The sequence below is a fragment of the Microbacterium sp. CFH 31415 genome, from assembly GCF_022538185.1.
Taxonomy (GTDB): Bacteria; Actinomycetota; Actinomycetes; order Actinomycetales; family Microbacteriaceae; genus Microbacterium.
This window is the reverse complement of sequence record NZ_JAKYXC010000002.1, coordinates 542,313-554,107: the sequence shown is the minus strand read 5'-3', so window position 1 is coordinate 554,107 and position 11,795 is coordinate 542,313. Positions and strand designations below refer to the sequence as shown.

Genomic DNA, 11,795 nt, shown 5'->3' with positions numbered 1-11,795 from the left:
GGCCGTCGGGGCACGAGCGTATCCACGCCCGACCGGGCGGCTTCGGGCGCCCGACCGGGCGGCTTCGGGCGCCCGACCGGGCGACTAGGCTCGTCGGGTGACGACGTATCTGCTCGCCGGCGGCGGCACCGCCGGACACGTCAATCCTCTTCTCGCCGTGGCCGATGCGCTGCGGGCGCAGGATCCCGGCGCCGAGGTGCTCGTGCTCGGCACCCGCGAAGGCCTCGAGGCCCGGCTCGTGCCCGAGCGCGGCTACGAGCTGCTCTTCGTCGACAAGGTGCCCTTCCCGCGTCGTCCCGACTCGGCGGCCGCCGCCTTCCCGGTGCGGTTCCCGCGGGCGGTGAACCAGGTGCGCTCGCACATCGTCACGCGCGGCGTCGACGTGGTCGTCGGCTTCGGCGGCTACGCGTCGGCGCCCGCCTACGTCGCCGCCCGCCGCGCGCGCGTGCCGTTCGTCGTGCACGAGGCGAATGCGCGGCCGGGTCTCGCCAACGTGCTCGGCGCGCGCACCGCGGCCGCCGTCGGCGTCGCCTTCGACGGCACGCCTCTCAAGCGCTCCCGCGTGGTCGGGATGCCGCTGCGTCGCGAGATCGTCGAGCTCGACCGCGCCGCCCGCAGGGCCGAGGCGGCGGCGTACTTCGGGCTCGACGCCGACCGCCCCGTCCTGCTGGTCTTCGGCGGTTCGCTCGGCGCTCAGCGCCTCAACGAGGCGTTCGGCGAGGGCCACGGCGCCGCCTGGCGCGATGTGCTCGCCTCAGGCTGGCAGCTGCTGCACGTGACGGGGGAGCGGTCGACGCTCACCGACCCGGGCGAGCCCGGCTACGCCGTGCGCCGCTATGTCGACCGGATGGACCTCGCGTTCGCCCTCGCCGACCTCATCGTGTCGCGCGCCGGCGCCGCGACGGTGAGTGAGATCAGCGCGCTCGGGATCCCCGCCGTCTACGTTCCGTACGCCGTCGGCAACGGCGAGCAGGCGCTCAACGCCTCGTCCGCCGTCCGCGCCGGCGCGGCCATCCTCATCGCGGACGCCGACTTCACGGGCGACCGGGTGCGCAGCGACATCGTGCCGCTGCTGGCGGACGAGAGCAGTCGCGCAGCCATGGCGGCGGCCGCGGCATCCGTCGGCACTCGAAGCGGCACCGAGAACGTGATCGCGCTCATCGACATGGCCCTCGGGCGCTGACCGGGGTCAGACGCCCTCCGGACGACCGCCGCGCAGCGCTGCGGCGACGAGAGCGAGCGCTTCGTCGTGGTCGATGCGCAGACTGCGGATCTGCTCGGCGAACATCGTCGCCGCCTGCTGTGCGGCCTGGTGCGCGGGATCGCCGCTGAACGACACGAACGTTCCGTTGCGTCCGCGGGTCTCGATCACACCGGATGCCTCGAGCTCGCGGTACGCACGCGCGACGGTCCCGGCTGCCAGGCCGAGGTCTTCGGCGAGTCGTCGCACCGTGGGCAGGCGCTGCCCCGCCGCGAGCTCGCCGGACGAGATCGCGTCGACCAATCCGCCGCGCAGCTGCTCGAACGGCGGCACGGGCGACGCGGAGTCGATGGTGATCATGCGGGACCTCCTGCAGGTGGTGCTCGTGTGGCCCACGGTAGCGCGGCCATGGCACGAGACGATCGTCGGGGGAAGGCTCCGCGCATGCTCGATCGCGAAGGGCGACGGGCGCGCCGGGGCCACGGCATCCCGACCCCAACTTAGGATTGACGGGTCATGATCAGACCTGACCTCACCCTGCCCATCCCCGAGAACATCGAGGCCGCCCACTTCATCGGCATCGGCGGCTCCGGCATGTCGGGCCTTGCCCGCATGTTCCTCGCGCGCGGCATCCGCGTCTCGGGCTCGGACCGGGCGGACAGCGCGGGCCTCCGGGAACTGGCGGCGCTGGGCGCCACGGTGCACGTGGGGCATGACGCCGCGAACCTGGGCGACGACGTCGACACCGTCGTGCACACCGGGGCCATCTGGCCGGAGAACCCCGAGTTCGTGCTGGCCAAGAAGCGCGGGCTGCACGTCATCCACCGGTCGCAGGCGCTCTACTGGCTTATCGGCGGCCGCCGGCTCGTCTCGGTCGCGGGTGCCCATGGCAAGACGACGTCGACGGGCATGATCGTCACCGCGCTGCGGACGCTCGGCACCGATCCCACGTTCGTCAACGGCGGCGTCATCGCCCAGCTCGGGGTGTCGAGCGGCAGCGGCACCGATGACCTCTTCGTCATCGAGGCCGACGAGTCCGACGGCACGTTCCTCCTCTACGACACGTCGGTCGCGCTCATCACCAACGTCGACCCCGACCACCTCGACCACTGGGGCTCCGCCGACGCGTTCTACGACGCCTTCGCCCGTTTCGGCAACGAGGCCCGCGAGGCCGTCGTCATCTCGTCCGACGATGCGGGTGCGCGCCTCGTCACCGAGAGGCTCACGCACGAGCGCGTGGTGACCTTCGGCGAGGCATCCGACGCCGCGGTCCGCGTGGCCGACATCCGCACGGAGGGGCCGGTGTCGTTCACCATCAGCCACGACGGCGTCACGGCCGAGGGCCGGCTCCCCGTACCCGGTGCGCACAATGCGATCAACGCCACCGGCGCCGTCGCGGTGCTCCTGAGCCTCGGCTTCGAGCTCGAGCCCGCCGTCCGCGCGGTCGAGGAGTTCGCCGGCACGGTGCGCCGCTTCGAGCTGCACGGCACGAAGCGCGGCGTCAGCGTGTACGACGACTACGCCCATCACCCGACCGAGGTCGCCGCGGCGCTGGCGGCCGCGCGCACGGTCGTCGGGGAGGGCCGGATCATCGCGATCCAGCAGCCGCATACGTACTCGCGCACGCAGGAGATGTACCGCGAGTTCGCGGAGGTGCTCGAGACGCACGCCGACCACACCGTGATGCTCGACGTCTACGGCGCCCGCGAGGATCCGGTGCCCGGTGTGACCGGCGAGCTCGTCAGCGGCGCCTTCGCCGACCCTGCTCACGTGCACTACGTGCCGGACTGGCAGGAAGCGGCCGACTACGCCGCGTCGGTCGCCCGTGACGGCGACTACGTCATCACCCTGGGCTGCGGCAACGTCAACCTCATCATCCCGCAGGTGCTCGACGCCCTCGAGCGCTCCCCGTCTCTCGACAACCCGGGGGAGTAGCACCGGATGCGCCGGCCCTCGCCGCTCCCGCCGCCCGTCAGCGGCGAGACACGGCGTGCCGCCCCTGCGGGCGACACGGCGTCAGCCGTCGAGGACACCGAACGAGCGGTCGAGGAAGGCGGCGACGCGGCGGTCATCCCGATCGACCCTGCTGAAGCGAGCGGCGGCGCCGGCCGCGTCGCCCCCGTCCCGCTCCCGCCCTCGGCGGGCGACACGAACGGTTCGGACGCCTCCTTCGCCGACGACGCGGTGGGGATCCGTGAGGTGTGGCGTGCCGCGCGCGCCCGTCGCAAGGCCCTGCGTGCCGAGGTTCGGCGATTCACGGCCCGGCAGCGACGACGACGTGCGGTCTGGATCGGCGTGACGGCTTCCCTCCTCATCCTCGCCCTTGCGACGATCGGCGCGGCCTACAGTCCGCTGTTCGCCGTCGAGACCATCACCGTCGAGGGCGTGCAGCAGCTCGACGAAGCCGACGTGCGGGCTGCGCTCGGCGACCAGCTCGGCACGCCTCTGCCGCTCGTCGATGAGAGCGAGGTGAAGGCGGCGCTCGTCACCTTCCCGCTCGTGCAGTCGTACACGCTCGAGGCGAGGCCGCCGCACGAGCTCGTCGTGCGCATCGTTGAGCGTCTGCCGATCGGCCTGATCAAGTCTCCTGCCGGCTACACGCTGGTCGATGCTGCGGGTGTCGCGCTGTCCACCACGCAGACCCCGATGACCGGCGTGCCGCTCCTCGACATCCGCGGCGGCGTCTCGTCCGATGCGTTCACCGCGGCCGGGCGGATCATGCACGCGCTGCCTGAGGAGATCCGCTCGCAGGTCACGGGCGTCACGGCCTCGACCCCCGACGACGTGAGCCTGCGTCTCGGGGGCACGAGGACGACCGTGGTGTGGGGGAGCGCCGACGACTCTCCGATGAAGGCGCTGACCCTCGGCAAGGCGATGGTGTCGCGTCCGCCCGCCGGCGTGAGCGTCTACGACGTGTCGTCCCCCACGGCGATCGTCATCCGCTGACCTTCACGACACCGTTATCGGACGGGATGTCGCGACACGCCCACCCCGGTCCCGGCCGGGTGGCGGCATCCGCTTACCTTCAATTCAGGAATTGCATACCGGGCAATTCTTTATACCTCTACTAGAGGTTGAAGGTTTCGACAGGTCCAGGGCTACGGAGGCCGGCATGAGCCAGAACCAGAACTACCTCGCCGTCATCAAGGTGGTCGGGGTCGGCGGAGGCGGCGTCAACGCCGTCAACCGCATGATCGAGCTCGGCCTGCGCGGCGTCGAGTTCATCGCCATCAACACCGACGCCCAGGCGCTGCTGATGAGCGACGCAGACGTCAAGCTCGACGTCGGCCGCGAGCTCACCCGCGGCCTCGGCGCCGGCGCCGACCCCGAGGTCGGGCGACGTGCGGCAGAGGATCACGCCGAAGAGATCGAAGAGGCGCTGCGCGGCGCCGACATGGTCTTCGTGACCGCGGGCGAAGGTGGTGGCACGGGCACGGGCGGCGCGCCGGTCGTGGCCAAGATCGCCAAGTCGATCGGCGCCCTCACCATCGGTGTCGTCACCAAGCCGTTCTCGTTCGAAGGACGCCGGCGCCAGCAGCAGGCCGAGACCGGTGTCGGCAAGCTGAAGGAAGAGGTCGACACCCTCATCGTCGTGCCCAACGACCGCCTCCTCGAGATCAGCGACCGCGGCATCTCGATGATCGAGGCGTTCGCGACCGCCGACCAGGTGCTCCTCGCCGGTGTGCAGGGCATCACCGATCTCATCACCACGCCGGGCCTGATCAACCTCGACTTCGCCGACGTGAAGTCGGTCATGCAGGGAGCGGGCTCGGCCCTCATGGGCATCGGCTCGGCGAGGGGGGCGGACCGCGCGATCAAGGCGGCCGAGCTCGCCGTCGAATCGCCGCTGCTCGAGGCCTCGATCGAGGGCGCGCACGGCGTGCTGCTGTCGATCCAGGGCGGTTCGAACCTCGGCATCTTCGAGATCAACGACGCCGCGCAGCTGGTGAAGGAAGCGGCGCACCCCGAGGCGAACATCATCTTCGGAACGGTGATCGACGACACCCTCGGCGATGAGGTGCGCGTCACGGTCATCGCCGCAGGCTTCGACGGCGGCGAGCCGCAGCAGCGGATCGAGCCGATCACCGCTTCGCGGATCGTGACGACGCCCGCCGTGCCGGCGCTGCCCGCAGACGAAGCGGCCGCGCAGGAGCGCGAGGCCGAGCCGGTGTCTGTCGGCGCCGCCCTTCCCGAGTCGTCGTTCGACTCGGCGTTCGGCGACGACGACCTCGACATCCCCGACTTCCTCAAGTAATCCGTCGACGAGCTCAGAGACCGACACACCGTGCCAGACACCCCTGAGCTCGCTGGTCGTCTCGCAGACGTCGACGAGCGGATAGCGGATGCCGCGCGCGCGGCCGGGCGAGACCCGGCCGCGCTCACGCGCATCGTCGTGACGAAGTTCCACCCCGTCTCGCTCGTGCGCGAGCTGTACGCGCTCGGCGTGCGCGACGTGGGGGAGAACCGTCAGCAGGAGTTCTCGGCAAAGGTCGCCGAGGCCGGCGACCTGACCGACCTGCACTGGCACTTCATCGGGCAGGCGCAGACCAAGAAGGCGCGGGCGATCCGGGCCGCGGCATCTGCTGTCCACTCCGTCGATCGCGCGAAGCTCGCCGACGCCCTGCATGCGGCCGCCGGGCCGGACACGCCGGTGCTCGACGTGCTCCTTCAGGTCAACCTGACCGACGACCCCGGCCGCGGCGGCGTGGCTCCGGTCGACCTCGAGCGTCTCGCCACCCACACCGCCGCGCTGCCCAGCCTGCGCGTGCGGGGCATCATGGCGGTCGCACCGCTCGATGTCGCGCCGGAGGCCGCCTTCGTGCAGCTGCCGGGCCTCGCCGACACCGTCCGGGCCGTCGTGTCGGACGCCGACTGGATCTCCGCCGGCATGACGGCGGACTTCGCCGAAGCGATCGCCGCAGGCGCGACACACCTGCGGATCGGCTCGGCAATCACGGGCCCACGGCCCCTGCACGGTTAACCTCGGAACAGATGAGCACTACGGAGGATGCGATGTCGAACCCGCTCAAGAAGACCATGGTGTACCTGGGCCTCGCCGACGAGGAAGAGGTCTACGACGAGCCCGCGCCGCAGCCGCGCAGCCGCAAGCCCGAAGCGGTCGTCGAGAAGGCCGCCCCGGTCACCCCGCTGCACCGCCCCGCCGTCGTGCGTCAGCCGGCGCCGACCGCGATCAGCGAGATCCTCACGGTGCACCCCAAGCAGTATCGCGACGCCCAGGTGATCGCCGAGAACTTCCGAGACGGGATCCCGGTCATCATCAACCTGTCGCAGATGAGCGACGCCGACGCGCGCCGCCTGATCGACTTCGCGAGTGGGCTCTCGCTCGGCCTCTACGGCCGCATCGAGCGTGTGACCAGCAAGGTCTTCCTGCTCTCGCCCGAGAACGTCGCGGTGTCCGGTGACGGAGCGGTCGCACAGGCCGATCCGGAGTCCGTTCCCTTCGCACAGCCGTAGTCTGGATCCGTGGCCGTCGTCCAACTCATCGCCTCGATCCTGAATCTGGCACTGCTCCTCTACGTCTTCCTGTTGCTCGCCCGGCTGATCATCGACTGGATCCCGTTCTTCAACCGTGAATGGCGCCCGAAGGGCGCGGGACTGGTCGCCGCCGAGATCGTCTACACCGTCACCGATCCGCCCATCAAGCTGTTCCGCAGGTTCATCCCTCCGCTGCGGGTCGGCGCGATCGCGATCGATTTCGGATTCGCCCTGACGATGCTCCTGTGCTTCATCGTGCTGAGCGTCACGCGCGCCATCGCGAGCTGACGAATCGACTGCGGGAACGCCGTCGTACTTCGACACTCTCGGGGACCCGCGGCTATGCTTGCCTGATACGACCGGCCGCCGGCGGGTCGGCCCCGACATCGGCCAGCGACCTGAGCGCTCGAAAGAGGAATCACCATGGCATTGACCCCCGATGACGTCGTCACCAAGCAGTTCCAGCACGTCCGCTTCAAGGAGGGGTTCGACCCCGATGAGGTCGACGACTTCCTCGACGAGATCGTCGTCGAGTGGCGCAAGGCGCTCGCCGAGAACGAGGAGCTGAAGGCCAAGCTGGCTGCCTACGAGTCGGGTGCCGCTCCCGCTCCCGCCCGCGCCGCCGAGCCGGTTCCCGCTCCGGCGCCCGCGCCCGCCGCCCCTGCTGCCGCCGAGACGGCGCCGAGCGGTGCCGCCAGCGCCGGCATCATCGAGCTCGCTCAGCGCCTCCACGACGAGCACGTCGCCGAGGGCCGCGCACAGCGCGACCAGCTCATCGCCGACGCCAAGGCCCAGGCCGCTCAGATCGTCTCCGAGGCCGAGTCGCGCGGCCGCGACGAGGTCGCCAAGCTCGACCGTGAGCGCGCTCAGCTCGAGTCGCGCATCTCGGAGCTGCGCAACTTCGAGCGCGACTACCGTGCGCAGCTGCGCAGCTACATCGAGGGCCAGCTGCGCGACCTCGAGACCACGTCCACGTCTTCGGGCTCGACGCCGGTCTCGGCCATCGGCCTCTAGGCCTGCCCTTTGGCAGACCGGCCCCCCCTTCGCAAGGCGGCGGCCGGCGCCATCATCGCGCTCCTCGCGGTGGTGGTGCTGGCCGCCGATCAGTTCACCAAGCAGCTCGCCCTCGAGAACCTGCCGTACGAGCAGCCGGTTCCCGTCATCGGCGACTTCCTGATCTTCTATCTCGTCCGCAACCCCGGCGCCGCGTTCTCGCTCGGCGAGGGCGTCACCTGGATCTTCACCATCGCGCTGGCCGCCGTCGCCGTGGCGATCGTGTGGCTCGCCGCCACCCGCGTGAGGTCGCGGCTATGGGCGGTCGCGCTCGGATTGCTCCTGGGCGGCGTGCTCGGCAACCTGGCCGACCGCATGTTCCGCGAGCCGGGCTTCCCGGTCGGCCACGTGATCGACTTCATCAACACCCCGTGGATGATGCCGGCCATCTACAACATCGCCGACATCTTCATCGTCTCGATGATGATCGGCGTCGCGCTCCTGGTGCTCGTCGGCCTGCACCTCGACGGCACGCGCGAGGCGCGCAGAGCGGCCGCGACCGACGGCGGGAGCGGTGCCGGTGCGAGCGCGGGCGGCGCAGGCGGCGACGGAGAACCGGATGCCGCGGCATCCGATTCCGCGAAGGACTGACGTGGAGTCGCGCACTCTTCCCGTCCCCGACGGCCTCGATGGCACCCGGGTCGACGCGGCCCTCGCCAAGATGCTGGGGTTCTCGCGCACGTTCGCGGCCGACGTCGCCGACGCCGGCGGCGTCACGATGGACGGACGCACTCTCGCGAAGTCCGACAAGCTGCGGGGCGGCGCGTGGCTCGACATCTCGTGGACGCCCAAGGAGGAGCCGCGCATCGTCCCCGTCGAGGTGCCGGACCTCGGCATCGTGTACGACGACGACGACATCGTCGTGGTCGACAAGCCCTCCGGCGTCGCGGCGCACCCCTCGCTCGGCTGGGAAGGACCCACGGTGCTCGGCGCCCTGGCCGCGGGCGGCTACCGCATCGCGACCACCGGCGCCGCCGAGCGCCAGGGTGTGGTGCATCGCCTCGACGTCGGCACGAGCGGTCTGATGGTCGTCGCGAAGACCGAGCACGCGTACACCGTGCTCAAGCGCGCGTTCAAGGAGCGCGAGGTGGACAAGATCTACCATGCCGTCGTGCAGGGGCACCCCGATCCGCTCGCCGGCACGATCGACGCACCCATCGGCCGTCACCCCCACCATTCGTGGAAGTTCGCGGTGACCCCCGACGGCAAGGACTCGGTCACGCACTACGAGACGCTCGAGGCCTTCCCCCGGGCATCCCTCCTCGAGATCCACCTCGAGACCGGTCGCACGCACCAGATCCGCGTGCACATGGCCGCGCACCGGCACCCGTGCGTCGGCGATCCGCTGTACGGAAGCGACCCCACGCTCGCCGCGCGCCTCGGGCTGACGCGGCAGTGGCTGCACGCGCACAAGCTGTCGTTCGCGCACCCGTCGTCGGGTGAGTGGGTCACGTTGGAATCGCCCTACCCTCCCGATCTCGCCCACGCGCTCGAGGTGCTCCGCGGCGACTGAGCCGCACGTCTGATGCGGGTGTCGGATGCCGGTGCCAGGCTGAGACCGTGACGTCATCGATCAGGGTCCTTCCCGCCACGAAGTTCGCCGATCTGCGCACGATGGTCGGTCCGAAGCGGCCCGACGCCGACGTCTGCTGGTGCTTGAGCTACCGCGTGCCCAGCAAGGAGAACGTCTCGCTGCACCACGAGGCCCGCGGTGAGCGGGTGCGCGAGCTCATGAAGGAGGGTCCGCCGGGCGTGCTGGCCTACGACGGCGACGAGGTCGTCGGCTGGGCCGCGGTCCATCCGCGCGCAGACACCGCGTTCGCGACGAACCGCAAGATCCCGCACGTCGACGACCTCGACGTGTGGAGCGTGTGGTGTCTCCGCGTGCGGCCGGGGCATCGCGGCCTCGGCATCTCGCATGCGCTCCTGGCGGGTGCCGTCGCCTTCGCCGAAGACAATGGAGCGCCCGCGATCGAGGGCTATCCCGTCGACAACCGCGGCCAGAAGGTCGACCTCACGATGGCCTACGTCGGCACCAAGAAGCTGTTCTTGAAGGCCGGCTTCCGGAAGGCGGCAGACACCGACTCGGTCATCAACGGCTTCCCTCGTGTGCTCATGCGGCTCGACCTCCGCTGACGCGGTCCTCTGTACTCCGAGTCACTTCGGCCGCTGTCGGCCTGCCGCCCGACCAGCCCTTCTCGTCCCGTAAGACCACCGCCGTGACCCCCGCGAAAGGGAGCGGAGCGGTGCCGATCCGGTCACCCCATGTGAACCGGATGCGGCGAATCGGACAATACCTAGTGTGACCACCGACGCCGACATCATCCGGCTCTCCCTCGAGCGCCCGGCGGAGTTCGCCGAGATCTTCGTGCGACACGCGAAGCCGGTCGGTGCGTTCGCGGCACGACGTGTCGGGGTCGCCGCGGCTCAGGACGTTCTCAGCGAGACCTTCCTCATCGCCTTCCGCCGGCGGGACTCCTTTGACACGGCGTGGGCGTCGGCGCGTCCGTGGCTGCTCGGCATCGCGTCGCGTGTGGCGGGCAAGCATCGCCGAGACGAGGCAGCCCAGTGGCGGGCCTTCGCAGCCGAGTCGAGCAGCCGTGCGCTGTCGTCGGACGATGCGGTCGAAGCAGCAGGAGAGCGATTGGATGCCGCGGCCTCCACCCGCTCGCTGGCCCCGCTGATCGCGGGCCTGGCGCGGCGCGACCGCGACACGCTCCTGCTCTACGCCTGGGGAGACCTCAGCTACGAGCAGATCGGCCAGGCGCTGGGGGTGCCGACGGGGACGGTGCGCTCTCGACTCAACCGGGTGCGGAGGAAGCTGAGCGCCGGTACCGAAGCACCCGAGACCGCAGCAGACAGGAACGGAGGTGGGATCGATGGACGTGTGGGATCTCGTGCGTGACCTCGGCGACGACGCCGAGCTCGACGACGACGCGCTCCGTGCCGCGGAGCGGACGCTCCGGTACGCGATCGACGGAGAGACGGCCCGCAAGCGACGGCTCCGCTGGGCGCTCGGCGGCGGGATCGGCGCCGCCGTGCTGACGGGTGCCGCCGCGACGGCCGTCGCCCTCTCCATGACGAACTCGACAGCGCCAGTCGTGCAGCCGGACCCGGACGCCGGTGTGGTGGAGACGCCCGTCGTCACCGTCGAGCCCGCTCCCGATCCCACGCCCACACCGGCCGCGCCGACCGCGCCGACCGCGCAGGAGGTGCTCGAGGGCGCAGCCGCGCTGGCGGTGGAATCGGCGGGGTCGGTGATGGCCGAAGGCCGCTACCTGCGCATCGAGCACACGATCGCGCAGCTCGTGCTGTACGCGCCGGATGCGCCGGCGAGTCCGTACAACGCGAACCGGGAGTCTGCGACAGCCGCGTGGGTCTCGACGGGCACGTGGGTGCAGTACATCCCGTCCGAGCGGTCGGGCGAGTGGGTGCGCGTGTTCGAGCCGGAGCACGAGATCGCGGCCCGGTTCGGCGCGGCCACCGACCAGCTGATCGCCGAATGGGATCAGAAGAGCGGGGTGGACGAGCAGATCGTGCAGCGGGTGCAGGGCGGGATCGTCGAGTCCTATGAAGGGGAGCCGACCCTGGGGTCGGACGCCTATTACGCCCAGATGCCGCAGGACCCCGCAGCACTCCTGGAGTGGAACCGGCAGAGGGTGGGCGCGTCCGAGGGAACAGCTGTCGACGCCGCCGTCGTCATCGTGCTGATCCAGGACCTCGAGCTGAACGCCGCGCCCCCGGCGCTGCGTGCGGCGATGTTCCGCGCCCTCGCTCTCGTGCCGGGCGCGGAGATCGTCGCCGCCGACCAGGCGACGTCGACCATCGCGTACACCTACCCCGGCGACCGTCGCGAGATGCTGACGATCGACACGGCCACGGGACTCGTGACGTCGCGCTCGACCACCCTCGGGGCCGGGGTCGGCGTGGTTCCCGGCTCCGTGCCCGACTTCACCTACCGGACGACGATCAGCGTGGTGGACGAGGCGCCCTGACCCCCTCGAGCCGGGCTCAGGCTTCACCTTCGACTCGAGGGTGAAGCGAC

Annotated in this window: 14 protein-coding genes; 13 read left to right on the top strand and 1 reads right to left on the bottom strand. The window is 70.8% G+C overall.

Going from position 1 to position 11,795, the window contains the following annotated elements:
* Positions 1–97 precede the first annotated feature (97 nt).
* Positions 98–1,183 (top strand): glycosyltransferase, encoded by a 1,086-nt coding sequence (locus MK786_RS03565; RefSeq protein ID WP_241110843.1) that lies wholly within the window; start codon positions 98–100, stop codon positions 1,181–1,183.
* Between the two features lie 6 nt (positions 1,184–1,189).
* On the opposite strand, the gene MK786_RS03560 is transcribed toward MK786_RS03565, so the two are convergent.
* Positions 1,190–1,561 (bottom strand): GntR family transcriptional regulator, encoded by a 372-nt coding sequence (locus MK786_RS03560; RefSeq protein ID WP_241110842.1) that lies wholly within the window; start codon positions 1,559–1,561, stop codon positions 1,190–1,192.
* 156 nt (positions 1,562–1,717) lie between these two features.
* Here MK786_RS03560 and murC point away from each other — a divergent pair, with 156 nt between their 5' ends.
* The 12 genes from murC to MK786_RS03500 all read left to right on the top strand — a co-directional run bounded on the left by murC (position 1,718) and on the right by MK786_RS03500 (position 11,745).
* Positions 1,718–3,136 carry a UDP-N-acetylmuramate--L-alanine ligase gene (gene murC / locus MK786_RS03555; RefSeq protein WP_241110841.1) on the top strand — a complete coding sequence of 473 codons (1,419 nt, stop codon included), beginning with the start codon at positions 1,718–1,720 and terminating at the stop codon, positions 3,134–3,136.
* A 6-nt stretch (positions 3,137–3,142) separates the two neighbouring features.
* Entirely contained in the window at positions 3,143–4,147 is a 1,005-nt protein-coding gene (locus tag MK786_RS03550; protein WP_241110840.1) for an FtsQ-type POTRA domain-containing protein, read from the top strand.
* Positions 4,148–4,313: 166 nt separating this feature from the next.
* Positions 4,314–5,456 (top strand): cell division protein FtsZ, encoded by a 1,143-nt coding sequence (gene ftsZ / locus MK786_RS03545; protein ID WP_191766252.1) that lies wholly within the window; start codon positions 4,314–4,316, stop codon positions 5,454–5,456.
* 30 nt (positions 5,457–5,486) lie between these two features.
* Complete coding sequence (locus MK786_RS03540; RefSeq protein WP_241110839.1) at positions 5,487–6,182, top strand: YggS family pyridoxal phosphate-dependent enzyme; 696 nt, start codon at positions 5,487–5,489, stop codon at positions 6,180–6,182.
* A gap of 32 nt (positions 6,183–6,214) precedes the next feature.
* Positions 6,215–6,676, top strand: a complete 462-nt coding sequence (locus tag MK786_RS03535; RefSeq protein ID WP_191766594.1) for a cell division protein SepF — start codon at positions 6,215–6,217, stop codon at positions 6,674–6,676.
* A gap of 9 nt (positions 6,677–6,685) precedes the next feature.
* Complete coding sequence (locus MK786_RS03530) at positions 6,686–6,985, top strand: YggT family protein (RefSeq protein WP_241110838.1); 300 nt, start codon at positions 6,686–6,688, stop codon at positions 6,983–6,985.
* Positions 6,986–7,120: 135 nt separating this feature from the next.
* Positions 7,121–7,711, top strand: a complete 591-nt coding sequence (locus MK786_RS03525) for a DivIVA domain-containing protein (RefSeq protein WP_241110837.1) — start codon at positions 7,121–7,123, stop codon at positions 7,709–7,711.
* Positions 7,712–7,720: 9 nt separating this feature from the next.
* On the top strand, positions 7,721–8,341 hold the full coding sequence (gene lspA, locus MK786_RS03520) for a signal peptidase II (protein ID WP_241110836.1): 621 nt from the start codon (positions 7,721–7,723) through the stop codon (positions 8,339–8,341).
* Position 8,342: 1 nt separating this feature from the next.
* Entirely contained in the window at positions 8,343–9,263 is a 921-nt protein-coding gene (locus MK786_RS03515) for an RluA family pseudouridine synthase (protein ID WP_241110835.1), read from the top strand.
* A 101-nt stretch (positions 9,264–9,364) separates the two neighbouring features.
* Entirely contained in the window at positions 9,365–9,886 is a 522-nt protein-coding gene (locus MK786_RS03510; protein ID WP_241110955.1) for a GNAT family N-acetyltransferase, read from the top strand.
* A gap of 166 nt (positions 9,887–10,052) precedes the next feature.
* A complete protein-coding gene (locus MK786_RS03505; RefSeq protein WP_241110834.1) occupies positions 10,053–10,655 on the top strand; it encodes an RNA polymerase sigma factor in 603 nt (200 codons plus the stop codon).
* A complete protein-coding gene (locus MK786_RS03500; protein ID WP_241110833.1) occupies positions 10,630–11,745 on the top strand; it encodes a hypothetical protein in 1,116 nt (371 codons plus the stop codon). Before MK786_RS03505 ends, MK786_RS03500 begins: the two co-directional genes overlap by 26 nt.
* Positions 11,746–11,795 lie beyond the last annotated feature (50 nt).